The organism is Nocardia alba NBRC 108234 (assembly GCF_001612665.1).
Taxonomy (GTDB): Bacteria; Actinomycetota; Actinomycetes; order Mycobacteriales; family Mycobacteriaceae; genus Nocardia; species Nocardia alba.
The window spans coordinates 45,825-70,997 of sequence record NZ_BDAX01000006.1; the positions used below are offsets into that span (position 1 = coordinate 45,825).

The 25,173-nt window shown below is 68.0% G+C and carries 22 protein-coding genes; 6 read left to right on the forward strand and 16 right to left on the reverse strand.

Translation table 11 applies throughout. From position 1 onward, the window contains the following. Window positions 1-64 precede the first annotated feature (64 nt). A complete protein-coding gene (locus tag NA12_RS08625; RefSeq protein WP_255284071.1) occupies window positions 65-1,066 on the forward strand; it encodes a GAF domain-containing protein in 1,002 nt (333 codons plus the stop codon). Here the strand turns inward: NA12_RS08625 and mtnP are convergent, their stop codons facing one another. After that, entirely contained in the window at window positions 1,067-1,948 is an 882-nt protein-coding gene (gene mtnP / locus NA12_RS08630; protein ID WP_067448164.1) for an S-methyl-5'-thioadenosine phosphorylase, read from the reverse strand. 134 nt (window positions 1,949-2,082) lie between these two features. Here mtnP and NA12_RS08635 point away from each other — a divergent pair, with 134 nt between their 5' ends. Together NA12_RS08635 and NA12_RS08640 are read left to right on the forward strand one after the other, a co-directional pair. After that, window positions 2,083-2,409 (forward strand): metal-sensitive transcriptional regulator, encoded by a 327-nt coding sequence (locus NA12_RS08635; protein ID WP_067448166.1) that lies wholly within the window; start codon window positions 2,083-2,085, stop codon window positions 2,407-2,409. Window positions 2,410-2,541: 132 nt separating this feature from the next. Then, window positions 2,542-3,918, forward strand: coding sequence for an ATP-binding protein (locus NA12_RS08640; RefSeq protein WP_084472539.1), 1,377 nt, complete (start codon window positions 2,542-2,544; stop codon window positions 3,916-3,918). A 38-nt stretch (window positions 3,919-3,956) separates the two neighbouring features. On the opposite strand, the gene NA12_RS08645 is transcribed toward NA12_RS08640, so the two are convergent. The 11 genes from NA12_RS08645 to infA all read right to left on the reverse strand — a co-directional run bounded on the left by NA12_RS08645 (window position 3,957) and on the right by infA (window position 12,264). Next, on the reverse strand, window positions 3,957-4,907 hold the full coding sequence (locus NA12_RS08645) for a nitrilase-related carbon-nitrogen hydrolase (RefSeq protein ID WP_067448168.1): 951 nt from the start codon (window positions 4,905-4,907) through the stop codon (window positions 3,957-3,959). A 169-nt stretch (window positions 4,908-5,076) separates the two neighbouring features. Beyond that, window positions 5,077-6,027, reverse strand: coding sequence for an AraC-like ligand-binding domain-containing protein (locus NA12_RS08650; protein ID WP_067448170.1), 951 nt, complete (start codon window positions 6,025-6,027; stop codon window positions 5,077-5,079). A gap of 246 nt (window positions 6,028-6,273) precedes the next feature. Continuing rightward, entirely contained in the window at window positions 6,274-7,251 is a 978-nt protein-coding gene (locus tag NA12_RS08655) for an AraC-like ligand-binding domain-containing protein (protein ID WP_067448172.1), read from the reverse strand. A 303-nt stretch (window positions 7,252-7,554) separates the two neighbouring features. After that, window positions 7,555-8,367, reverse strand: a complete 813-nt coding sequence (truA, locus tag NA12_RS08660; protein ID WP_067448419.1) for a tRNA pseudouridine(38-40) synthase TruA — start codon at window positions 8,365-8,367, stop codon at window positions 7,555-7,557. A 91-nt stretch (window positions 8,368-8,458) separates the two neighbouring features. Further along, window positions 8,459-8,977 carry a 50S ribosomal protein L17 gene (rplQ, locus tag NA12_RS08665; RefSeq protein ID WP_067448174.1) on the reverse strand — a complete coding sequence of 173 codons (519 nt, stop codon included), beginning with the start codon at window positions 8,975-8,977 and terminating at the stop codon, window positions 8,459-8,461. A gap of 21 nt (window positions 8,978-8,998) precedes the next feature. After that, window positions 8,999-10,057, reverse strand: a complete 1,059-nt coding sequence (locus NA12_RS08670; RefSeq protein ID WP_067448176.1) for a DNA-directed RNA polymerase subunit alpha — start codon at window positions 10,055-10,057, stop codon at window positions 8,999-9,001. A gap of 91 nt (window positions 10,058-10,148) precedes the next feature. Further along, window positions 10,149-10,754, reverse strand: a complete 606-nt coding sequence (gene rpsD / locus NA12_RS08675; protein ID WP_067448178.1) for a 30S ribosomal protein S4 — start codon at window positions 10,752-10,754, stop codon at window positions 10,149-10,151. A 23-nt stretch (window positions 10,755-10,777) separates the two neighbouring features. After that, window positions 10,778-11,191 carry a 30S ribosomal protein S11 gene (gene rpsK, locus NA12_RS08680; RefSeq protein WP_019045110.1) on the reverse strand — a complete coding sequence of 138 codons (414 nt, stop codon included), beginning with the start codon at window positions 11,189-11,191 and terminating at the stop codon, window positions 10,778-10,780. 9 nt (window positions 11,192-11,200) lie between these two features. Continuing rightward, window positions 11,201-11,572, reverse strand: a complete 372-nt coding sequence (gene rpsM, locus NA12_RS08685; RefSeq protein ID WP_067448181.1) for a 30S ribosomal protein S13 — start codon at window positions 11,570-11,572, stop codon at window positions 11,201-11,203. 211 nt (window positions 11,573-11,783) lie between these two features. Further along, window positions 11,784-11,897, reverse strand: a complete 114-nt coding sequence (rpmJ, locus tag NA12_RS33025) for a 50S ribosomal protein L36 (RefSeq protein ID WP_056818299.1) — start codon at window positions 11,895-11,897, stop codon at window positions 11,784-11,786. A gap of 145 nt (window positions 11,898-12,042) precedes the next feature. After that, entirely contained in the window at window positions 12,043-12,264 is a 222-nt protein-coding gene (gene infA / locus NA12_RS08690) for a translation initiation factor IF-1 (RefSeq protein ID WP_003418601.1), read from the reverse strand. A gap of 342 nt (window positions 12,265-12,606) precedes the next feature. Here infA and NA12_RS34595 point away from each other — a divergent pair, with 342 nt between their 5' ends. Further along, window positions 12,607-15,939 (forward strand): MinD/ParA family ATP-binding protein, encoded by a 3,333-nt coding sequence (locus NA12_RS34595; RefSeq protein WP_243655049.1) that lies wholly within the window; start codon window positions 12,607-12,609, stop codon window positions 15,937-15,939. Between the two features lie 49 nt (window positions 15,940-15,988). Here NA12_RS34595 and NA12_RS08700 read toward each other — a convergent pair whose 3' ends face one another. Beyond that, window positions 15,989-16,381 carry a DUF4254 domain-containing protein gene (locus tag NA12_RS08700; protein ID WP_084472541.1) on the reverse strand — a complete coding sequence of 131 codons (393 nt, stop codon included), beginning with the start codon at window positions 16,379-16,381 and terminating at the stop codon, window positions 15,989-15,991. 282 nt (window positions 16,382-16,663) lie between these two features. On the opposite strand from NA12_RS08700, the gene NA12_RS08705 reads away from it, so the two are divergent. Both NA12_RS08705 and NA12_RS08710 read left to right on the forward strand, forming a co-directional pair. Further along, complete coding sequence (locus tag NA12_RS08705) at window positions 16,664-17,473, forward strand: GntR family transcriptional regulator (protein ID WP_067448185.1); 810 nt, start codon at window positions 16,664-16,666, stop codon at window positions 17,471-17,473. Next, on the forward strand, window positions 17,470-18,069 hold the full coding sequence (locus NA12_RS08710; RefSeq protein ID WP_067448187.1) for a GNAT family N-acetyltransferase: 600 nt from the start codon (window positions 17,470-17,472) through the stop codon (window positions 18,067-18,069). Before NA12_RS08705 ends, NA12_RS08710 begins: the two co-directional genes overlap by 4 nt. A gap of 14 nt (window positions 18,070-18,083) precedes the next feature. Here the strand turns inward: NA12_RS08710 and eccCa are convergent, their stop codons facing one another. Genes eccCa through eccD form a run of 3 tightly spaced genes read right to left on the reverse strand, consistent with a single transcriptional unit; the run spans window position 18,084 to window position 25,029 of the window. Further along, window positions 18,084-22,151: a type VII secretion protein EccCa gene (gene eccCa, locus NA12_RS08715; RefSeq protein WP_067448189.1), complete on the reverse strand. Its 4,068-nt coding sequence runs from the start codon at window positions 22,149-22,151 to the stop codon at window positions 18,084-18,086. Window positions 22,152-22,159: 8 nt separating this feature from the next. After that, window positions 22,160-23,572, reverse strand: coding sequence for a type VII secretion-associated serine protease mycosin (gene mycP, locus NA12_RS08720; RefSeq protein ID WP_067448191.1), 1,413 nt, complete (start codon window positions 23,570-23,572; stop codon window positions 22,160-22,162). After that, on the reverse strand, window positions 23,569-25,029 hold the full coding sequence (gene eccD, locus NA12_RS08725; RefSeq protein WP_255284072.1) for a type VII secretion integral membrane protein EccD: 1,461 nt from the start codon (window positions 25,027-25,029) through the stop codon (window positions 23,569-23,571). Before eccD ends, mycP begins: the two co-directional genes overlap by 4 nt. Between the last annotated feature and the right edge of the window lie 144 nt (window positions 25,030-25,173).

Here is a 25,173-nt window from a genome sequence, read left to right on the forward strand (position 1 = left end):
GCGATTCGCCCCGGTACCGCAGCCGCTGATCCGGTCGTGCACGATAGTGCTGTCGGTTTCGTTCATGGAGCGCTGGGGGTCGCGCGTGATTGTCGGACGTTGGCAGTTGGTGGAGACGTTGGGGACGTCGAGAGATTGGTCGATGCTGACCGCGGGGACCACGCCGCGCGAGTGGGCGTCGTATCAACGGGCTGTGCCCGCCCGGTTGCAGCCGCTGATCGCGGCCGCGCACCAGACGGGAGCGCCGGTGGAGGAGTTGTTGCCGAAGTCGCGTAATTCCTGGTCGGAGTTGCGGTTTCGCGCGGTTCCGGTGTTGTGGCCGGATTCGTCGGTGCACGCGGTGAAGGTGTGGGTGGGACCGCGAGCTCCGGCGGAGGAGCTGGGGGTGGCCCCGTTCCAGGTCGACGCGCACGCGCGCGTGGTACGCACTCATCCTGCCGGACTCGGACCCCACTTCGGTTCGACCCCGGTCGAATACAGCGGCGCCGAGCCGTTCGAGCGCATCGAGCGCTTCGATCAGGCTCTGGAATTCGTTGCCGCGCTGCACCGTTCGCAACCGAGTAGCCGGTGGTCGGGTGTCGCCACTGTCCATTCGAAGTCGGGTCCGCGCTCGTTGCTGGTGGCCGCGCGCAACGGCGACGACACACAGCGGTTCGCCTGGCGTGGACTGGCCGTCGACGTCACCGATAGCGTTGCCCCGCAACTCAAGTCGTTCGAGGCCACGACGCTCGACCTGCTACGCGAGTCCCAACCCGGTCTCTACCTGGTCATCGTCGACACGGCCCAGTTTCGCGCGGTGCGGTGGGTCACCGAGCCGGTGCCGGGGTTGACCTGGCGCGGGGTCGACGAGCGGACCGTCCCGCATCCCGACGATCGGCCCCGGATCGCCGCACTGCGGGCCGAGGTCTTGGCCGGTGCCACGCGCGCGGGGCTGCGCGGGTTGCGACTGGCCGCCGAGGCCGGCGGCTGGCTCACCGTCGACGTCGAGGTGTCACCGCTGCCCGGCGGCGGCGCGGCGCCTGCTTTCCTGCTCGCTCAGTTGCAGGTCACCGCGCAGCCGGGGTGATCACGGCAGTTCGAAGGGCAGCGATACCCCAGCGTGCACGCGGCAGCGCTCGCAGGTATCGGTGCCCTCGACCGCGGTGACCGCGCGGCGCATGAGCTCCTTGAAGGGGCCGAGGTTCTTCTTGAATTCGGCGAACACGTCGACCGCGTGCACACCGTCACCCTCTTCGAGACCGGCGTCCAGGTCGGTGACGAGAGCGACTGCCGCGTAGCACATTTCGAGTTCACGTGCGAGGACGGCTTCGGGATGTCCGGTCATGTTGACCAGGTCCCAGCCCTGCCCGGCGAACCAGCGGCTCTCGGCGCGGGTGGAGAAACGCGGACCCTGGACGACGACCATCGTGCCGGAATCCTCGACCCGGAGACCACCGATGGACGGCACCGCCTCCGATGACGGCGCTTGTGCGAGACCCGCGTGGTCCGGCTCGGCGACCACTCGCGGACCCGCCGCGCGCACCGCCGCGGCGCGCAGATCATCGCAGTAGGGGTCGGCGAAGGAAACGTGGACGCCGCCGCCGTCGAAGTAGGTCTGTGGGCGACCCGAGGTCCGGTCGACGAGCTGGTCCGGCACCGCCACGGTGCCCGGCCCCCAATCGGCGCGCAGGCTCCCGACCGCGCACGGCGCGAACACCCGGCGAACCCCGAGCGAACGCAGCGCCCACATATTCGCCTGGTACGGCAGGGTGTGCGGCGCGAACTCGTGCTGCTTGCCGTGCCGAGGCAGGAAGGCGACGGCGCGGCCTTCGACCTCCCCGATCGCGACCGGCGCGCTCGGCGCGCCATACGGTGTGTCGACCTCGACGTGCACCGCGTCGTGGTCGAAGAAGTCATAGAAACCGCTGCCGCCGATGACGGCGAGGGCGGGCCGGGGAAGCGAACTCATGGCCCGATTCTTCCGCCCGGGCAGACCGCGCCCAGCACCGGGGGACCTGTCATCTGACAACGCGACCCGGAAACTGTACCCTAGGGGGGTATTAGTTCGCCACGCGAGCTACCAGGCAGGCGAGGAGATCTACGGTGACCACACCCACCCCCGACACCGCGACCGGCGACGAGCACGCGGGCCACGGCTACATCACCGCCAAGGACGACTACCTCAAGCGCCTGCGCCGCATCGAGGGACAGTCGCGTGGGCTCCAGCGGATGGTCGAAGAGGAGAAGTACTGCATCGACATCCTCACCCAGGTCTCCGCCATGACCAAAGCCCTGCAGGCCGTCGCGATGGGACTGCTCGAGGACCACATCTCGCACTGTGTCGTCGACGCGGCGATCGCGGGCGGCCCCGAGGCCGAAGCCAAGATCAAAGAGGCCACCGACGCGATCGCCCGGCTGGTCAGATCCTGACATCGCGGGTCGCCGGGCCCCGTTGAAGCGCCCGACACACTCGCGCGCGGTGTCCCGGCGGCGGTGAGTGAGCGTGTTTACTGGTGGTTGCCAGCAGGATGCTCGTCGACGCACCACCTGGAGGACACGTCCATGTCTGCCGATTCCGCCGTCCTGTCCGTGCGCTCCGAGGACGGCCGCTCGTTCGTCGTCGACAACGCCGCGGCCAGCCCCTTCCCCGCCGGTTCCCTCATCGTGGTCAGTTGCGCGGGCCGCAGGCAGCTCGCGCTGGTCGAGGAACGCACGGCGACAGTGCCTGTCGGGTTGCGCGGCAGGTTGATCGGCGAACTCACCGCAGAGGGAATCGACACCAGGGCAAGTCACGCCTTCGACGGCGGCGAGATCAGCCCCGCCGATCGCGACACCGTCGCCGCGCTGCACCACACCACGGGCGCCGAACTCGAGATCGGGGTGAGCCTGTCCGCGCCCGGCGGGCCGGCCCGGCTGCTGCCCGCCCGGTTCAATCGGCACACGTTCTGGTGTGGGCAGAGCGGTTCGGGCAAGACCTACGCCCTCGGCGTCGTCCTCGAACAACTCATCGCGCACACCGCGCTGCCGATCGTCGTCTTCGACCCGAACTCCGATTTCGTCCGTATCGGCGAGGTGCTTCCCGGCGCTACCGGTCCCACCGCGGATGCTCTGCGCCAGCGCGATATCCGCGTCCTCCGACCGAAATCCGACCCGCCGGGTCGCCTGCGGGCGAAGTTCATCGACATGCCTCTGACGTCGAAGGCCGCTGTGTTGCAACTGGATCCGGTGGCCGATCGGGAGGAGTTCAACGAGCTGGTCCATCTGTCATCGGCGATGACCGGCGAAATCCCCGATGTCCTCGACAATCTGCGCGGCGCCGAGAGTCCCGCGCGCCGCCGCCTCGCGATGCGGGTGGAGAACCTGGGGCTGCTCGACTGGGAGGTCTGGGCGGGAGGCGATCGGGCGGTCACCGACATCGTCGCCGAACGCCCCGACGTGACGGTCCTGGATCTCGGTGGGTTCTCCACGCCCGCACAGCAACTCGTTGTCGCACTGTCACTGCTCGACGATCTGTGGGCCAGACGCGAAGAACGTCGCCCGGTCCTGCTGGTGATCGACGAAGCCCACAACCTCGCCTCGCCCCGACTCGATTCGCCGGTGGCCGTCGCGGTGTGCGAGCGATTGATCCAGATCGCCGCCGAGGGACGCAAGTTCGGACTGTGGTTGCTGCTCTCGACACAACGTCCGTCGAAGGTGCACCCCGGCATCATCTCCCAGTGCGACAACCTCGCCCTGATGAAGATGACCTCCCCGGCCGACCTGGCCGAACTCGGGACCTACTTCGGCTACGCCCCGAGCGGCCTGCTCGCCCAGGCGCCCTGGTTCCGACAGGGCGAGGCGTTGTTCGCGGGCGGATTCGTCCCGACGCCCGCGTTGGCCGAAGTGAACGCCCGGCTGACCCGTGAGGCGGGCGCCGATGTCGCGGTGCCGCTGCGATGACGTCGGGCTTCGTCGCCCTGTGGTTCGCGGCCGTCGTCTCAGGACCCCGCGAGTCCGACTCGTACCGGCTCACGCCGCACGACCCGGCCACTCGGCACCCGCAGCGACTGCGAGCGCTCCCCGCGGGGCGCGGGGGCCACGACCGGACGCACGCCCCGACCGAGATCCAGATCGGCGTAGAGCAGGCCCTCCTGGCCCTCCGCCAGCGGTGCGGCGAGTTCGAGTCCACCGGGTCCGAAGATCCGTGAGACCCCGCCGCCACCACGCAGCAGACGCCGCTCCGGCATCCGCGCGTCGACGACCTCCCAGCCCGCCACCGGCACCACCGCGACGGGCGCGACGACATAGGTCGACCCGTCCATCGCGTAGCGGACACTGGCGGCGGTATTCAGATCGGGCCCCCATTCTTTGCCCTCGCCGTAATACACGGTAAAGCCCGACCACGCGGCGACGTGGATCTGCTCGCGCTGTTCGTGCATCCGCGCGCGCAGGTCGGCACGGAGGTGGTCGGCACCGCCGAGCACACCGATCCGGCCGTGCACGGTGTCGCGAACCAGCGGTTCCCCACCGGACGCGGCATTGAAGACCGTGCGTTCGAGCCCGGTCGGTTCCGCTTTGCGAGCGATGGTGACGGTGCCGTCGGCATCGATCAACGCCTGCGACATGAAAACCTCATGTCCGGCCCGCTCGGCAATGCCGATCGAGACGTGCACGCCCGTGCGGCGGGCGGCGTAGGCGATGGCGCGCAGTTCGGGGCCGTCGGCGGTCAGCGCGTTGGCCAGGTATCTGGCCAGGAATTCCTCGCCCCAATCGACCGAATTGAGCCACATCCACCACGGAAATCCGGGGAGAAATGTCTCCGGAAAGGCGAGCACTTGCGCGCCGCCTCGCTCGGCCGACTCGACATATTCGATTGTCTGTTCGACTCCGGCGGACAGATTCAACCACTTCGGCTCGGCTTGCACCGCTGCCACACGTACTCTACTCATCGTGTCCCCTATGTCGCCCAACCATTGAAGAGTGTTCAATTCACTCTCTCGCAGAATGGCGCCATACAAACTGTCATACCGTGCCAGTTCACTGACCGTGTGTGCCAATCCGGCGATTTCGATGAGTTTTGCCCGGGTTCTGGCGAATATCGCCCGGTAACGGGCGGGATCAGACGGCCAGCGCGCTCGACGCGAGCATGCGGAATTCGCCGGGGGTCATACCTGTTTCCAACCGGAAGGCCCGGAAGAAGTGTCGTTCGGAAGCGAAGCCGGAAGCGAGCGCGACGGTCGCCGTCGCCCGGCCGGGGTCACGGGTGAGCAGCGTGCGCGCGCATTCCACCCGCATACGCCGCAATACGGCACTGAGCCCGTCTTCCACATCACCGAAGAGCCGGTACAGCGTTCTGCGCGATACCAGGCAGGCGCGGGCGATATCGTCGATCGTCAAGCTCGGGTCGGCGCACCTGGTCCGCATGAAAGCGAGCACCTGCTCGCGCGACAATGCCTGCGCGGGTTGATCCGACGGGATTTCCGCCGCGGCCAGCCGGATCGCCGAGGCGAGCAATTTGATGCCGTTGACGGCCAGGACGGTCGCATGGCCGGGCGAGCTCTGCTGGATGCGGGCCAGATCGCGAAAGAAGCCGGCGACCACCCCACCCGCGCTGTCGGAGCTGACCGTCACCGCGGTCGGCAACGGGGACGCGCCGGGGCCGAGCTGTTGAAGCAGGACCTCGAGCGGCGTCTGGACCACGACCTGGGACCACGGGCCGTCGAGGTCCCAGTGATAGGGGCGCGAGGTGTCGTAGAAAACCATGTCACCGGGGCCGACCAGGGCGACTCGACCGTCTTGGTGCAGCAGCCCGGAACCTTCGGTCAGGATGGAGACGAGCAGGAATTCGCCCGCGGTCTTCGCTATCCCGGCCCGGGTGCGGCGGATCCGCTGGCCGCTCGCGCTGATCGTCGACAGTTCGAAGCCGGGCTGGCTACTGCGCTCGATCCGGCCGTGGAAGGTGCCCTCGTCACGCGGGTCCGCCATCAGCGGGACGTAACTCTCCGACAGCAGCGACTCCCATTCGGCAAACGATTCGCGTTCTCCGGCACAAGCCTGCGCATTCTCCATGCCAACCACCTCGCTCCCTATCCGAGTCGAACAGCAAACAGTTGGCGTCGCACAATATTCGGGATCGCCCGTGGCCGAGCCTGCCAGATCAAGCGTCCAATTTCCATCGATTGTTTCCGAATGGGATGGTCTGCCGATACCGGAAATGCATCTAGCACTGACGATTCCAGCGGATATCCGTCCCGGGTCTTTCAGAATGAAACCTCCACGTGAGGTACATCACCTAACCCGGGTTGACGGTAATCGTCAGCTGACAGGGGATCCGGAGCGAGCTATCACACGGTATTCGCCCGGCGTCATACCCGTCGCCACGTGAAACGCACGATAGAACTGCCGCTCGGTGGCGAAACCCGATGCGGTCGCTACCGCCGCGATCGAACGGAAGTCGCTCGCCACCAGCAACACCCGCGCCCGCTCCAACCGCATTTCGCGCAGCACCGCCCCCAGCCCGCCCTCGAACTCCGCGACCACCCGATAGAGCGTGCGTCGCGACACCCGGCAGCCGTCCGCGATCCGCTCGATCGTCAGTCCGGGGTCGGTGAAGTTGGCGCGCAGGTAATCCAGCACCTGCTGCCCGTTCACCGCCTCGATCTGCGCCCGGCCGGGTCGCTCGCCCGAGGCGATGGCCGCCGCCGCCCCGAGCAGGTCGATGCCGCTGCTCGCGAGCACCGCCGCCGATGCCGGATCGGTGCTGTGCAACTGGGCGACCTGACGGAAGAATCTGGCGAGCATGGGCCCGACGCCCCCGTCCCTGATCACCATTCCGGCAGGTAGTGCGTCGGCACGGATACCCAGGTAGTCGACGACCCGCTGACGGGGCACCCGGACCGTGAGGTCCTCGATCAGACCCTGGGAGCACCACCGAATCGGCTGCGAGGTGTCGTAGAAGATCATCGCGCCCGGCGCCAGCTCGACGCGGTTGCCCGCGTGCTCCACCTCGGCATGCCCCGCGAGCACCACGCTACCGATGACATGGAATTCATCGGCCTTCGCGATATGCCTACGCGTACGGCGTAATTCGTGACCCTCGGCAACCACCGTGCCCACCGAAATATCCCCGAAGTCGGCCGACCTGATCCTACCCTCGAACGGGCGCGACACAGTGGGCGCTATCGATACCTCGGTGATAGCGCCGGCAACCAGCTGCTCCCAATACCCGAAGGCATCCGGCGCCGCTATCCGCGCGGTCGAGCAGATCTCGGGAAATCCCTCGAACGCCGTCATCGCCGGATTCCGCTATTCCACAGCGACTACCGGGACGGCGGCATCTGATACGACCGCTTCCCGTTCATCGAATGAGGCCGGGGAGGTATTCATAGTCCGCACCTATTTCTATCGCCGTACCAACACTCGATAGAAACCTAGCACCGCCACCCGAAAACACACCGGCGACGTGCGTGCGGGTGACGTAACCGGCAGCGCCACAACGGTGTTGCTCATTCGCGGGTTGTCGGCAACGTGCCGTAGCGATATCGAATCACCATTCGTATTGGTGAATGTCACAAATCCGGAGAAAGGTTACGGCTATTAGTCGCCGCAGCAACCGCCTTCGGGCGCCGGGACCGTTCTGGATTCCCGGGTTTGCGCGTTGCGGGCGGCGAGGTCGGCGTCGGCCGGATAGTCGACCGCGACAAGGCTCAAACCGTGGGCGGGAGCGACGGTGACCGAGCTGGATCGTGCGGTCTCGGCGAGCAGCGTCGTGGTCCATTCGGGGGCGCGGCGGCCTTCGCCGACCGCGAGGACTGCGCCGACGAGGCTGCGGACCATCGACCAGCAGAAGGCATCGGCGCTCACGGAGGCGGTGAGCAGTTCGCCGTCACGGTCCCAGTCGAAGCGCTGGAGCTCACGGATGGTCGTCGCGCCTTCGCGGCGGCGGCAGAAAGCGGCGAAGTCGTGCAGGCCCAACAGGTTTCGAGAGGCGGCGCGCATGGCCTCCAGATCGACCCCTGGCTTACACGGCACCACCCCGCGCGCCTGCAACGGCTGGGCGCCGTAAGGGGCCGTCGTGAGCCGATAGAGGTAGTGGCGGCGCATCGCGGAGAATCGGGCGTCGAATTCGGCGGGGGCGGTGCGGATATCGGTGATCCGCACATCCTTGGGCAGAAACTTGGCCATTCGGTACAGCAACTTGTCGGCGTCGAACTCCGCCGCGGTGTCGAAGTGCGCGACCTGGCCCTCGGCGTGCACGCCCGCGTCCGTCCGGCCTGCGACCGTCAGCTGCAGGGGTTCACGCAACACCTTCGACAGCGACTCCTCCAGTACGCCCTGCACGGTGCGCAATCCCGGTTGACGTGCCCAGCCGGTGAAATCGGTGCCGTCATAACTGATCCCGAGCCGCACCCGAGTCATGCCATCCTCCTGAATTCGCACGCGGAAAAGAACCGAGCCCGCCACCCACGAAGGGTGACGGGCTCGGCAGGACGCCTGGGGATCAGGCGTCCTTCTTGTCCTCGGTGGCCTCTGCAGCCGGAGCGTCGGCCGCGGCCTCGGTCTCGTCGGCGACGGTCTCGTCGACGACCTCAGCGGCCGGAGCCTCTTCGGTCTTCTGCGAAGCGGCGACGCGACGGGCCCGATCGGCCTCGTTGGTCACGGTCTTCTCGCGGACGAGTTCGATGATGGCCATCGGCGCGTTGTCACCCTTGCGCGGCAGCGCCTTGGTGATCCGCGTGTAGCCACCCTCGCGACCCTCGAACGAGGGACCGATGTCGGCGAACAGGACGTGGACGACGTCCTTGTTGCGGATGTCCTTCATCACCTCACGACGGTCGGCGAGGCTGCCGCCCTTCGCCTTGGTGATGATCTTCTCGGCGTAGGGACGAACCGCCTTGGCCTTGGCCTCGGTGGTCGTGATCCGACCGTGCTCGAAAAGCGCCGTGGCCAGGTTGGCGAAGATCGCCTTCTGGTGCGACGCCGAGCCGCCGAACCGGCGGCCCTTCTTGGGCTTGGGCATTGTGGGTTTCTCCTGGGCGTATTAAAGCTGTTCGGTTTCGGCGTAGTCCTGCTCGCCGCCGTCGGTATCACTGAACGTGCCGCTGTCGCTCCACGTTCCGGTGCTCGCGTCGTAACCCACCACGGAGGACGGGTCGAACGACGCCGGGCTGTCCTTGAGCGAGAGGCCGAGCGTGTGCAGCTTGACCTTCACCTCGTCGATGGACTTCTGGCCGAAGTTGCGGATGTCGAGCAGGTCCGACTCGGTGCGGGCAACGAGCTCGCCCACCGTGTGCACACCCTCGCGCTTGAGGCAGTTGTAGGACCGGACGGTGAGATCCAGGTCCTCGATCGGCAGACCGAAGGAGGCGATGTGATCCGCCTCGGCCGGGCTGGGGCCGATCTCGATGCCCTCGGCTTCGACGTTGAGCTCACGGGCCAGGCCGAAGAGCTCGACCAGGGTCTTACCGGCCGAAGCCAGCGCGTCCCGAGCCGTGATGGAGTTCTTGGTCTCCACGTCGAGGATGAGACGGTCGAAGTCGGTGCGCTGCTCGACACGGGTGGCCTCGACCTTGTAGGTCACCTTGAGCACCGGGGAGTAGATCGAATCCACCGGGATCCGGCCGATTTCCGCGCCGGTCGCCTTGTTCTGCACGGCGGGCACGTAACCGCGACCCCGCTCGACGACGAGCTCGATCTCGAGCTTGCCCTTGTCGTTCAGGGTGGCGATGTGCATGTCCGGGTTGTGCACGATGACGCCGGCGGGCGGGACGATGTCACCGGCGGCGACGGTGCCCGGGCCCTGCTTACGCACGTACATGGTGACCGGCTCGTCCTCTTCGGAGGACACGACCAGACCCTTGAGGTTCAGGATGATGTCGGTGACATCTTCCTTCACGCCGGGGACGGTGGTGAACTCGTGCAGGACGCCGTCGATGCGGATGCTCGTGACCGCGGCCCCCGGGATGGAGGACAGCAGGGTACGACGCAGCGAGTTGCCGAGGGTGTAACCGAAGCCCGGCTCGAGGGGTTCGATGGTGAACTTCGAGCGGTTCTCCGCCACAACCTCTTCGGTCAGTGTCGGACGCTGGGAAATCAGCATGAGGATCTACTTCCTGTTCAGGGCATCCGCTATTTGATGCCTCGTCAGTGATTGCGGGGGTCGCCGCGTGGCGACCCCCACCGTTAAGCGATTACTTCGAGTAGTACTCGACGATGAGCTGTTCCTGCAGCGGCACATCGATCTGCGCGCGCTCGGGCAGCTGGTGCACCAGGATGCGCAGGCGGCCGGGGACGACCTGCAGCCAACCGGGGACCGGACGGTCGCCGACGGTCTCGCGAGCCACCTGGAACGGCAGCGTCGGGAGCGACTTCTCCTTGACATCGATGATGTCGTACTGGGAGACCTGGTAGCTGGGGACGTTCACCTTGACACCGTTGACGATGAAGTGACCGTGGCTGACCAGCTGGCGGGCCTGACGACGGGTACGGGCCAGACCGGCGCGGTACACGACGTTGTCCAGACGAGCCTCGAGCAGACGGAGCAGGTTGTCGCCGGTCTTACCCTTGAGGCGGTTGGCCTCTTCGTAGTAACGACGGAACTGCTTCTCCATGACGCCGTACGAGAAGCGAGCCTTCTGCTTCTCCTGCAGCTGCATGAGGTACTCGGATTCCTTGATCCGCGCGCGGCCGTGCTGGCCGGGCGGGTAAGGACGACGCTCGAACGCCTGGTCGCCTCCGACGAGGTCGACGCGCAGACGACGCGACTTGCGGGTGATGGGGCCTGTATAACGTGCCATGTGTTATCTGTTCCTTTCCCGCTTTAGACGCGACGCCGCTTGGGCGGACGGCAGCCGTTGTGCGGCTGCGGAGTGACATCGGAGATCGAGCCCACTTCCAGGCCTGCGGCCTGCAGCGAACGGATCGCGGTCTCGCGGCCCGAACCCGGGCCCTTCACGAACACGTCGACCTTCTTGACGCCGTTCTCCTGCGCCTTGCGGGCAGCGTTCTCGGCAGCGAGCTGCGCGGCGAACGGGGTGCTCTTACGCGAACCCTTGAAACCGACGTGACCCGACGACGCCCACGAGATGACATTGCCCTCGGGGTCGGTGATCGAGACGATGGTGTTGTTGAACGTGCTCTTGATGTGCGCGTGGCCGTGCGGGATGTTCTTCTTATCCCGGCGACGCGACTTCTGAGTCTTCTTCGGGCCAGCGGCCCGGCTCTTCGGAGGCATACGCTATCCCTACTTCTTCTTGCCGGCGACGGTCTTCTTCGGACCCTTGCGCGTACGCGCGTTGGTCTTGGTGCGCTGACCACGAACGGGCAGGCCACGACGGTGGCGGATGCCCTGGTAGCAGCCGATCTCGATCTTGCGACGAATATCGGCCTGAACCTCGCGGCGCAGGTCACCTTCGACCTTGTAGTCCGAAGCCTCGATGTACTCGCGGAGCTTCGCCAGGTCGTCGTCGTTCAGGTCCTTGGAGCGCAGGTCGGGGCTGACGCCCGTCTCGGCCAGGATCTGGGTGGCGCGGGTGCGCCCGATTCCGAAAATGTAGGTCAGCGCGATCTCCATGCGCTTTTCGCGCGGGAGATCAACGCCCATCAGACGTGCCATGTGGCAGGTTCCTTAATGGTTGCGGAGGTCTGCTCCCCGTCCGTCCCCCCGTGTACCGAGTGGGGGCACCGGCCTCCGTGCCGGTGGATGGCGCGCACACGTACGTACGCGCTGGATCTGGGAGTGCTTCTTTCGGTCAGTCCGATCAGACGATCGGTGCCCGGTGGTGCTGCGTTGAACGGGTCCCTCGGCAAGCCTCGGGAACGCTGTATCAGCCCTGACGCTGCTTGTGGCGCAGGTTGTCGCAGATCACCATGACCCGACCATGACGGCGGATCACCTTGCACTTCTCGCAGATCTTCTTGACGCTCGGATTAACCTTCACGTCAGTCCAATCTTGTATTGGTCCACACAGGTGGTGTGAACACAGTTTTTCCCCAGCCAGAGGACCGGGGAAGTCTGGTGTGCGTCCCGTTGCCGGGACGCTGTGCGACGCCGCGCGCCGGTGAGGCTCGCGACGCCGTCAGGCATCACTTGTAGCGGTAGACAATCCGGCCGCGTGAGAGGTCGTACGGCGACAGCTCGACGACCACGCGGTCTTCCGGAAGGATACGAATGTAGTGCTGCCGCATCTTTCCGCTGATGTGCGCGAGAACCTTGTGACCGTTCTCGAGCTCGATCCGGAACATCGCATTGGGCAGCGGCTCGACAACTCGACCCTCGACCTCGATGGCCCCGTCTTTCTTCGCCATATCCTCCGCGATCCCGGTTACGCTCAACCTGAGTTTGGATTACTCGTGCTGCTCACGCGCAACGGTCGACGACGAACAGTCGACATGCATGCGAACAGTCGGCGCATAGGTGCACCGCCGCTCAAGCTTACCGGGCCGGGCGGCCAGAGGCAAAAATGCCCCGAACCGTACACCCTGATCGGACCTCGCGTCGCGCAATCGGGCCGCCTTCGAGCGCGGCGCCCGGGACACGGTGGCGTGCCACCATGCGGCCACCACGGCATTGGTGTTGTCGCGTAAACTCTGCGACGTCGGAGAAGTGGGTCGATCAGATCGGGGGACCCTGGTGAGCGAGGCGTGCCGGTGAGCCGCAACAACGACAGCCTCCCCATGCTGCCGCCGTGGCTGTCGGAGAGCGACGTCACACAGGTCGGTTACGAGGCTCCGGTCGAGAACCTGCCCCAGGACGACGAGATCGATGAGGCGCCCAAGCGCCGCCGGTTCATGGGCGGGCGCGGTGACGACGCCTCGCGCAAGGAAAAAGGCAGGCGCCGCCGCAAGGAGCGCGAGCCCGAGGACGAGGCGGCCGCGCGTCCGGGCGGGCACGCCGACCAGCAACGCACCGCCGAACCGACCCCCCAGGCCGGTTCCGGCTGGTCGACCCCGCAGCAGCCCGCCGATCCGCTGATCCCCGGCCCGTCCCACCAGCAGCCCCGCTACGAAGAGCCGCGCCCACAGCCCACCTACGATCAGCCCACACGCGGCGACGATCGCGGCGCGGCGCAGTACCAGCAGCCCCACCAGCCGCCGCCCGCACAGCCGAACGCCGGGTGGCAGGCTGCCCCGAATCCGCTGAACCCGCCGATCGGCGCCCCGCCGGCAGCGGCCGACCCGGCACCGCGACCGGTCGCAGGCGATCCGTCGCCGATTCCGGGCCCCTCGGCCGCGGATCCGGCGCCATGGGCGGGTGGTCAGGCCTCGACGACGACACCTCCGTGGTCGACGACCCAGCCACCGGCGGTGCACCCACCGACGCCCATCGATACGCCCCCGCCGCTCCCGCCCACCGCCGGGCCCACACACGCGGGCCCGGCGACGCCGACCAGCGAGGCGGACCACGCGGCGAACGCGCTCCCGACGCGCACACCGGCACCGCCGTCCACCGGCTTCACCCCACTCGGTCCCAACCAGCAGCGCCCCGATCTCCCGCCACCCCCTCCCCTGCCCGACCCGCCCGCGCGACCGACCCAGGCCCCGCCGCGCCTGACCGTCCCGACGCAAGCGACCGAATCACGACCGGTCGCCGCCCAACAGCCGGGCCACACGTCGGAGCCGATCGCCGCCGCCCAACCGGTAGCGCAGGTGGGCCACGCGTCGGAACCGGTCGCCACACCGAGCGAGCTCGGAATACCCGTCACCGAGGCGTCCTCGACGACCGCGTCGAGCCGGATCGAGCAGTCCGCCGAGGTGGCACCACACCCGGCGCCGGCGATCCACGAGGCCGAGCAGACCGCACCGCCGCGCCGGGCGGTCGCCGAGGTCCCCGAATCATCGACGACGACAACCGAGTCCGGTGACTCGCCGACATCCGGTGCCCGTCACTCGGTCGGCGGGTGGTCGATGCCCGCCGAGGACGCGGCCGCGAACACGCCGCGCCCGGATGCCGCCCAGCCGACCGTCGCCGACCCGCGGCCAACTGCCGTTGCGGCCACCACGGCCGAGCCACAGCCGACGCGGGACTCGTTCGCCGAGCCGACTCAGCCGCCGGAACCGGCCGAACGTGACGTTTCCACACCCCATTCGGGACCGGCATCGCCGACGCACCCCGGTACTGATCCACGGTCGGAGATCGGGTCGCGATCCTCGCAGGCCATCGGCGAGTCGGTGTCCCAGCCACAAACGCCGGACCGCTCGACGGCCGAAGCGTCGTCGGATATCCGCCCCACGGGCGAATCCGCGCCACGGCACGGATCGCCGTACAGCTCCGACGAGTCTGCGCTCGCGCAGCACTCCCCGGTTGCCGAGCAGCGGTCGCCGTATGCCTCGGGCGAGCAGGTCCCGCCGTCGACTTACCCTGGAACGCAATACAATTCGGTTCCCGGCGACCCCGTACCGGCTGTCCCGACGCACGCCCCGGATGGACAGACCGAGGTAGTACGGTCCGACGATCCTCGACTGCGCACCCGTGTGCCGAGCAGCGAAGCGAGCCGAGGGGGCGGGGCGGAACCCACCCGCGCCGCGCAAACCGGCTATCGCGCGGGCGAATTCGTGCAAGCGGCCGATGCGGCGTCGCCGTACCCCCGCCCCGACGGCACGCCGGCCCAGCACCAGCAGCCCGACGGTCTGCCCACCTACGGTCCCGACGGCGTCGCTCAGCGTCCCGACGGTGCCCCACCGCGGCATCGGCCCGATTCCGCCCCCGCGCAGCAACCCGCAGGCACACCCGTGCCGCAGTATCAGCAGCCGAATCAAGGGGCACACCAACAGTTCCCGCCCAACGGTCCAGCACCGCAGTATCTGCCCGACGGCACGCCCGCACCGCAGTACCAGCAGCCGCAAGGCCCCGGCCCGCAGTACCAGCAGCCGCAGGGCCCCGGCCCGCAGTATCAGCCGGACGGCACGCCCGCACCGCAGTACCAGCAGCCCCAAGGCACCGGCCCGCAGTACCAGCAGCCGAACGCGCCGCAGCAGTACCAGCAGCCGGGCAACTACCAGCAAGGTCAGCAGCAGCCCTACGGCCAACCGGGTTGGGGCGCACAGCCGCAGGGTTATCAGCCCTCGCTCGACGATGTGCCGCTCAAGCGCGCGAAGAAGGCCCCGGGCAGCGGTTGGCGCAAGGCCGTGCACCACGTGTCCGGTGGCGCGATCAACCCGGGGATGTCCGCCGAGGAGCTGCGACTGCAGGAACTCGTGGCCCGTATCCGCCAACCCGTGCGCGGCGACTACCGCATCGCGGTCCTGTCCTTGAAGGGCGGCGTCGGCAAGACCACCACCACCACCGGTCTCGGCTCGATCTTCGCCTCGATCCGTGGCGACCGCGTGATCGCCGTCGACGCCAACCCCGACTTCGGTACGCTCTCGCAGCGCGTCGCCATCCAGACCCGCTCGACCGTGCGCGATCTGCTGCTCGATCCGGCGATCCAGCGCTACTCCGATGTCCGCAGGCACACATCGCAGGGCTCGAGCCGCCTGGAAGTTCTTGCCAGCGAGCGCGATCCGGCCGCGTCGGAAGCGTTCAACGACGAGGAATACCGGGCCGTCGCCCGCATCCTGCAGCGCTTCTACAACATCATTCTCACCGACTGCGGCACCGGTCTGATGCACTCGGCGATGAGCGGGGTCCTCGATCTCGCCCATTCGCTCGTGCTGATCTCCTCGGCCGCCATCGACGGCGCCCGCAGTGCCGCCGCGACGCTGGACTGGCTGTCGCTGCACGGCCACGACCACCTGGTCCGCAACGCGGTGGTGGTGATCAACCTCCCGCGCGAGGGCTCACCCAATGTCGGCGTCCAGCAGCTGCGCGAGTATTTCCTGTCCCGCTGCCGCGCGGTGCACATCATCCCGTTCGACGAGCATCTCTCCGAGGGCGCCGAGATCGACCTGCACCGCCTGCACAAGTCCACCAAGCGTGCCTACGTGGAACTGGCGGCGACGGTGGCCGACGAGTTCAGCGTCCACCACAACCGCCTCGGCTGACCCACACCGCGCCCGCGGTCACACGGGCGCGGTGTGACCGCGGTTCGGGTCACCACTCGGGCAGCCGCCTGCGCCCGGCCAGTACGTCGCGCACCAGATCGTCGTAGGCATCGGCCAATTCGGCGAGGTGGTGCCACGCGCAGTGCAGCATCTCGTCGTTGGCCGACAGCGTCATCAGGGCGTGGTGCGCGCGCACGGAAGCCTCGGCCATACGGTCGATGACCGCGCCGACGGTCTCGGTGTGCAGCGTGGCACCGAGCCGGTGCTGCGGGATCGCGCGCAGCACCCAATCATCGATCGCCAGCACCAGTTCGCTACGCCGACAGTCTATTTCGCGCAGAACCACCGGATCTGTGTCGACTCGGCCCCCGCGCCCCACGATGCGTTTCTCGTGCAGCACAGCGAGATCGCGCGCGAACCACAGCAGCGGTCCCCCCACCACTCGATGTCCGCGACACGCCCGGACGAGAATGTCGGATAGGGGTAACAGACCGGTAGCTGCCGGGGGCCCGGCGGTCTCGACACTCCGCATGGTGTCGGGGAAAGCCATTACAACTGTAGAACTCTCCGAACCAGCCACGTTGCCTCGCCGTCATCGCCGCAGAGCACCGGATCAGGACGTTCATTACAATAAACCTCGCAAGCTTTCTGTCAAGCATTGCTCGGCCGTAGGTAACCGAACCGAGTACACTTCGTTACCTGCACGACCTAACCGAGGAGCACGATGGCGGACGGTCCGACCTATCTCCGGATCGCGAACCTCCTCCGCGAGGAGATCCACGCGGGCACTTGGAAACCGGGTGATCGGTTACCCAGTCACTCCGAGCTCGCCGATCAGATGCAGGTCTCGATCACCACCTCACGCAATGCGATTCAGGTGCTCGTCGCTGAGAATCTCGTCTACACAGCGACTTCTCGCGGCACCATCGTCCGAAACCAGGAGATCCTGGAATCGGTGGTCACCGACCACATCCGGCGTGACCGCCCCGAGTCCGCGCACGACATCTTCGAGGAGATCGCGCGCGCGGCCAATCGCGAACCGTCCAAGCAGTTCAGCACCAGGATGGAACCCGCGAACGCCGAGGTCGCGCGCTGGCTCGGCGTCATCGCCGATTCCTGGGTGCTCGCCCGCACCGTCGTGCAGTACCTGGACAACGAACCGTGGTCGTGGGAGGTGAGTTTCTACCCTCGCGATCTCGCCGAAGCCGCAGGCATCGACTCCCCGCACGACATCCCCGAGGGCACCACCCGCCGCCTGGCCGACCGCGGTTACGGCGAGACCGCCCACCGCGACACCGTCTTGGCGCGCGCCGCCACCGCCGAGGAAGCGGCGGTGCTCGGCGTCGCCACCGGCACCGTCCTGCTCGATCACCTGCGCATCGGCGCCAATCACGAGCGCGTCACCCGTGCCACCCGACACCGTTCGCTGGCAGGGCGCAACCAGCTGGCCTACCAGCTCGGCGACACCACGGGCACCGACGTCATAGCCCGCACACTGGGCATCGCACCCGGGCTGGCCGTCACCACGTCATGACGGTGCGCCTGCGCCCGGCCACCCTGGGCGACCTGCCGCTGATCTGTCGCCTGCGCGTCCAGCGCACGGCGTGGCTGACCGCACGCGGGTCGGACCAGTGGACGGTGGCCGGGCGTGGACGACCGATCGAGATCTTCGCCGGGGCGGTCGGGCGGTCGCTGGATCGGGGTGAGACCTGGATCGCGGAGGTTGACGGTGAGCCGGCGGGGACGATCACAGTCGATCACCGTGCCGACCCCGGCCTGTGGTCGGCATGGGAGCTGGCGGAGTCGGTGATCGTGCATTTCATGATCGTCGACCTGCGGTTCGCGGGTCTGCGGGTCGGGCACCGGATGCTCGCCCACGCCGCCCGGCTGGCCGACCAGAAGCACCGCGACTGGGTCCGCCTCGACGCCTGGACCGCCAATCGCCAACTCCACGACTACTACCGCCGCGCCGGCTTCACCCTGGCCCGCATCGCCGACCCGCTGGCGACCGGCCCGTCCTGCGCGCTGTTCGAACGCCGCGTCGACAGCTGGTGCGGTCCACCGGTACATCGGGCGGTCCACCGGCGTTCCGCTCCGGTACTGCCGCTGGTGAATCACTTCCCCGGCTGAGCGCCAGGACGACGCTACAGCGGCGGCAGGTCGGCGATCTGCACGAGTTCGATGCCCTGGCTACGGGAGACCAGGGTGCCTCGGCCGGGCGGCATCTTGCTCGGGCGAACATCGCCGATCAGCTTTCCCTCGTCCCGAGAACCGCTCATGATCAGCGTCTGCACCGACAGGTTCTTCATCGCGCCGAGCACCGGGTCGTACAACGCACGCGACGCGCCGCCGATGCGGCGCGTGACGACCAGGTGCAGGCCGATATCACGCGCCTGTGGCAGGTATTCGAGCAGCGGGGCGAAGGGGTTGACCGATCCGGTGACCACCATGTCGTAGTCGTCGACGACGACGTAGATCTCCGGACCCGACCACCAACTGCGTTCGCGCAGTTGCTGCTGGGTGATGTCGGAACCGGGAATTCGCTTGGCCAGGTAGGCCGCCACCTCGGCGATCATCGGCCCGCAGGTCTGCGACGAGGTCGAGTAACCTGCCAGCTGATCGCCCTCGAGCACGCCGAGCATGGTGCGCCGGTAGTCGATCAGGATGACCCGCGCCTGGGACGCGTCGGACTGTTCGGCGATGCTCATCACGATGTTGCGCAGCAGCGTGGTCTTGCCGCATTCCACGTCCGCGAAGGCCATGAAGTGTGGTTCGAGACCGAAATCCAGCATCAGCGGCTGCAATTCGGATTCGCCGAGACCCACGACGATCTTGGTGCGGTCGAGTGCGGCGCCCTGCGCCTTGGCGGTGGCGACGACCTCGTCGCGCGGGAAGCTCAGCGGCAGCATGCGCACCTGCGGCGCGCGCCGTCCCGGGTACAGCGCGATGAGTTCTTCGCGCGCCCGGGTGACACCGTCGGCGACCGTGGACGGGTCGGAGTCCGAATCCAGCCGGGGCAGCGCGATCAACATGTGCAACTGTTCGCGGGTGAGACCGCGCCCCGGCCTGCCGACCGGAACCTGGTGCGCGGTGCGCCGGTTCATCTCCGAGTCGCCGGGATCGCCGAGACGCAGTTCAAGCCTGGTACCGACCTGGTCCTTGACCACCGGCCGGATCTCGGCCCAGCGCGAGGCGCCGATCATCAGGTGGACGCCGAAGGAAAGGCCCTGCGTGGCAATGGCATTGATCAGCGGTTCGAGGATGTCGAACTCCTCGCGGATGGCGCCCCAGCCGTCGATCACCAGGAACACGTCACCGAACTGGTCGGCGGCGAGCAGGTCGCCCGGCGCCGCGGTGGTGCCGTTGATCTGGCGGGCCTCGTGCGCGGAGAACTTGCGCCTGCGGAACTCGGCCATCGACTCGATGCCGAGCTCGGCGAACCGTTCCTCGCGCTGTCGCATGAGGGTGGTGAGCTCGGCGATGGTGCGGCGCACCCGGTCGCCGTCGAGACGACCGGCGACCGAACCGACGTGCGGGATCCCGACCAGACCGGCCATGCTGCCGCCACCGAAGTCGAGGCAGTAGAACTGCACCTGTTCCGGGGTGTGCGTGGCCGCCGCGGCCAGGATGATCGTGCGCAACGTGGTCGACTTGCCCGACTGCGGGCCGCCGACCACCGCGACATTGCCCTGGGCCCCGGCGAGATTGATGGTGAGCACGTCGCGGCGCTGCTCGTACGGCTTGTCGATGACACCGATCGGCATCCACAGCTGACCGTGCCGGTTCACCGGCGAACGCCAGTCCGGGTCGGGCAGCAGCATGTCGGCGGTCGGCGATTCCTCCAGCGGCGGCAACCAGACCTCGTGGGCGGGTCTGCCGTGCCCGGTGAGCCGCTTGACCACCACGTCGAGCAACGAATCCGGGATGCCCTCCTCGGCGCTCTGCCCACCGGCCGGAGGCGGGGGCGGTAGTTCCGGGCGACCGCGCAGGATCGGGTCGGTCTCCTCGTGTTCGGGCTCGAGCTCCACGGCTTCGACGGGAGCGGCGGTGAACACCACCGGCCGTTGCCCGCCGACCGGCGCGCCGTCGTCGTCGATGACCGTGCCGACCGGCGCGACATAGGAACCCGAGACATAGCTCGCGTTGAAGCGAAGCGGTTCGGAGGCATCGCTTTTGAGGTAGCCCGCGCCGGGCACGCTGGGCAGGTGGTAGGCATCGGTGATGCCGAGTACCGCGCGTGATTCGTTGGCCGAGAAGGTGCGCAGGCCGATCCGGTAGGACAGGTGTGATTCCAGACCGCGCAGCTTGTTCTCCTCCAGGCGCTGCGAGGCCAGCAGCAGGTGCACGTGCAGCGAACGGCCGAGGCGCCCGATCATCACGAACAGCTCGGCGAAATCCGGTTTCTGCGAGAGCAATTCGGAGAACTCGTCGACGACCACGAACAGGGCAGGCAGCGGATCGAGCGGAACGCCCGCCGCCCTTGCCTTCTCGTAGTCGGTGACGTTGGCGTAGTTGCCCGCCGAGCGCAACAGCTCCTGGCGGCGGTTCATCTCACCGGCGAGCGCGTCCTTCATGCGGTCGACCAGGGAGAGCTCGTCCTCGAGGTTGGTGATCACGGCCGCGACGTGCGGCAACGAGTCGAGGCCGAGGAACGTCGCGCCGCCCTTGAAGTCGACGAGCACCAGGTTCAGGGCGTCCGGCGAGTGTGTGGTGACCAGCGAAAGTACGAGCGTACGAAGGAATTCCGATTTGCCGGAGCCGGTGGCGCCGATGCACAGACCGTGCGGGCCCATGCCGTTCTCGGCCGACTCCTTGATGTCGATCTCGACCGGCGTGCCGTCCGGGGTGATACCGATCGGCACCCGCAGGCGTTCCCGCGCGGTTCGCGGGCGCCACACCCTGGCCGGGTCGATCTGGGCGGCGTCGGGAATGCGCAGCAGTGCCATCAGGCCGGGGTCGCTGGTGGTGCCCTCCCCCAGGCTGACGATCTGCGCGGCCGTCGCGAGCCGGTAGCGGGCGAGTGAGCGCGCGAAGGCGGCCGCCTCGGCCGGGCTGACCTCGTCGGCGGTGGCGAACCGTTCCACCCCGGCGGCGCTGCGCGCCGACACCGTGCCGTCGGCGACGACCAGTTGCAGGCCGCGGCGCGCCGCGAGTCCGTTCTCGGGCGCGGTCAGATCCAGCACGGTCACCGAGTCGAGGCCGGATTCGCTGATGATGCGCTCGTTGCCGCTGATGTAGCCGTCATCGATCACGACCACCAGATGCAACCGGCCCTGGGTCGGCTGTGGATTGCGCATGAATCGGCCGCGCTCCATCAACTCGGTCTGCAACGCCGATTCGAGCTCGCCCAACGAGGTGTACATCATCCGCGCTGTGCCGAGTCCGTCGCGCACCGACGGATGCTGCACGTGCGGAAGCCATTTCGCCCAGGCCCACTGGGTATCGGGATCGGCGCAGACGATGGCGACGACGAGATTGTCGGGCCCGTGGAAGGTGGTCAGTTCCATCAGCATCGCCCGCACCAGCTCGCGGCCCTCGTCGAGGTCACCGCCGATATTGATGGCGGGAAAAGCACGCAGCGACACCGCGGTCGGCAGGTCGTGCACCACCGAATGGGTGCGAACGAAACGGCGCAGTGCCACCGTGGACACCGGCTCCAGATCCTCGAGCGGGCCGGTTTCCGGCCTGGCCAGCTTGGTGGCCAGGCGATGGCTGCCGACGCCGACGCGCACATGACCGAAGTCGGGGTCGTTGGGGCGGCGCTCCCACATCCGCCTGCTGCCGATCAGCGAGGGCAGATCGGCGGGTTCGGGATGACTCCAGCCCAGCGTCTCCAGCTGTTTGGTGCCGGTGGTGCGCACGTCCTTGCGCACCTGATCGAGATACCGGAAGTAGTCCTTGCGTTCCTCGTTGAGCTCGACGGCGCGCTTGGGGCCACCGCCGCGCATGCCCGCCATCATGCCGACCATCGACATGAGCATCATCATCGGGAACATCATCATCATCGGATTGGCCAGCAGATTGCGGCCCATCGTGACCATCATCGCGATCATGCCGACCACCGCGACCACCATGATGACGGGCATCAGCTTCATCATCAGCGGCGACGGGATGGCGCGCTGGATCTCCGGCGGCGGGGTGAGCGCGACCTCACCGCCCGGTGCGCGCGGCGGCGCGATCCGGGGGCGACGGACGAAACCTTCGGTTGCCATCGGTCCCTCTACTCCTCGAATTCCTGATTGAGGTCGACACCGCGCCGACGGAACGGGAAGCCGAACGCGGCGCCGATTCCCAAGGCGCCCAACAGAAACAGCGACCCGGCGACCGCGACCTGACGCGGCCGCGAATCCGGGGCAGGCGCCGCGTAAGGTTCGGCGATCGGGTGGCCGACGTCGGCGCCCCGGCTCGGCGGCTCGTCGGGCAACGGTGCGGTGAGCGCCGCGAGCGGGTCGATCAGACCCGCGCCGATGGCGTCGTCGCGCCCGCGCCCCGGTGCGTGCGCGGTGCGGGTGATCCGTTCGATCACCTGCTGGGCGGACAGGTCGGGAAAGCGTGACCGGATCAGCGCGGCCAATCCGGCGACATACGGTGCGGCGAAACTGGTTCCGTCGACCGGCTGGACGCCCTCCATCGTCTGCACGCCGTCGACCAGCCCGGTGCCGCCGGGCTTGCTGTCCAGCGACACGATATTGCGGCCGATCGCGGCGGCTCCGACCCACGGCCCGCGCAGCGACAGCGTCGAGGGTTGGCCGTCGACGTCGACCGAACCGACCGACAGCACATACGGGGTGAACCACGCCGGGGACGCGACCGTGGTCACCGAACCCCAGCCGGACCCCTCGTTCTGGTTCTGGCACGGTCCGCCCTGCTCCACATTGCCCGCGGCGGCCACGACCACCACATTGCGCTCGTAGGCGTATTTCACGGCGGCGCCGAGCGCACCGTCGGCGGTATTGGAACCGGCTGCGGTGCAGGCTACCTCGGAGATGTTGATGACGGTGGCGCCCATGTCCACCGCGCGGACGACCGCGCCGGCGAGGGTGAGCACGCTGCCGTAGCCGTCGCTGCGCAGCGCACCGTCCTGCTTGCCCGAGCCCTGGCGATCCTTGCGGTCGTAGGCGAGGCTGAGTTGGCGGATGGCCAGGATCTCCGCGTCCGGGGCGACACCGACGAACGGGTCGGCGGGCGAGGGCCGGGCGGCGATGATGCCCGCCACCAATGTGCCGTGGCCGTCGCAGTCGACGGTGCCGTCGGAATCGCTCACATAGTCACCGCCCGCCTGCAGCGCGGGCAGACGCGGATGCCGGTTGACGCCGGTGTCGATCACGGCCACCTTCTGCCCGGCTCCCCGGCTGAACTGCCAGGCCGAGGGGAGATCGAGGACCTGCTGCGACATCGGCGGTTCGATCGGCACGTTGCCGCGCAGCACCGGTTCGGCACACAGCTCGCGCTGTTCGGTCGCCTCGAGCGGAGCCGGTCTACCGCTCAGCGCCAGCGCGGCGTCGAGCGCGCCCGGATCGATCCGCGGCGGCGCGATGGCGCCCGCGGGCATCGGGAATCCGGCGACCGCGCCGAGCACGGTCGCCGCACAGGTGAGCCGCAGCAGCGCGCGCCGCGAGGCTGCGCCGGTCATATGTTACGGGCGGTCGAGTACACATCCATCACCCACAGTGCCAGCGGGATCATCGTGATGATCAACAGGTACTCGAAGATCTCGATCATCCGCCTCGTCACCGGTGTCACTTCGACATGTGGCCCGATGACGCCGAACCCGATGACCGCACCCGCGGTGACCAACAGCAGTGCCACCGCGACGAATTCGAGCGATTCGTGCCCGAGGCCGAGGCCGGTGAGCAGCGCGAGCTGGGTGAGTGCGCCCGCGATGATCAGGGTGGCGGCCTGCACCAGGTCGGCGTAGGAGCGACCGCGCAGACACAGCACGATCGCCGCGACCGCCGCCAGGGCGACACCGCCGGAGTGGAACGAGCCGAACGGGTCGGCCGCCCCGACGGCGCCGATCAACGCGGCGAGCGCGCAGGCGACGACGAGGCCGGTCTGGATCTGATTGGCGACGCGAGCGCGTTCACCGAGACCGGCCGCCGAGGGCAGCGCGATCGCGCCGACCGCGCCGACGCCCTCGATGGTGGGGCGCTGTTCGTGATCGGCGGGGTCGATCGCCCCGCCCGCGGTCGGCACCGGCGGAATCGGCAGCCTCGCCGTCACCGCGGCCAGACGTGGTACCGAGGACAGCAGCATCACCGCCGCCACGAGTACCCCGGCGAACAGCTTGGCCAGTCCCGGATGCCAGATCAGGTAGATCGCACCGGATACCGCGCCGAACACGCTGACCGTGATCGCGGCGGCGAACAAACCGGCGCCGATTCCGGTGACCCGATATCCGATCACCGCGGCGACCAGGAGCAGCACGCTGCCGAGCAATAGGCTGCCCGCGCCGAGCTGTCCCGGCACCACGAGCGCGCCACCGCCGAGCAACAGCAGCAGCGCGTCCAGCGAAAGCCAGTTCGCGGTAATCGAATCCGTGAATTTCCGCGCCGCGATTCCGGCCGCCGCCGACGCCGCGATCCCGGTGCCCAGCAGCGCGAACGCCGGTGCGAGCGGATCGGAGTGGGCGCGCGAGACGATCAGCAGCGCGAGCGCGGCGATGATCGAGACGGTAGCCAGCACCAGCCCGGTCCAGCGGGCGGCCGATCCGGACCAACCGCGGAATTCGCCTGCGGTGAGCCGGGATACCGCATCGATGACGTCGTCGAACAGCGCGGGCGACTCCCTGCGGGTCACCGGGCTCAGCACCAGCAGCTCACCGTCGTAGACCTCGGCCTCGGTGAGCGTGCGGCTGGGTGCGAGAGGGTCCTGTCCGAGGCGCGCCAACGTCCAGTGCTGCGCACGGACCGGGGCGGAGTCCTCGTCGCCATCGGGCAGGCGTGGGTTGCGCGAGCGGATCAGCGCTACCAGATCACCGATGAATCCGGCGATCGGAACCGTTGCGGGCAGACCTATGTCGAGTTGCGTATCACCCCCGATCACTGAAACTCGGCATAGTTCCGGCTCATTGCCTAACAACGTCGACACCAGTGATGAACTCTCAGTCGTAGCTGACTACTTCCGTTGCGACCACACGGCAGCGTTACCTAATCTAACGGACAGGGCAAACCGGCGCGATCGAAGTCCTACCGCCGGATTGAACACCAGCTGTCCATCAGACGAAGATTTCGG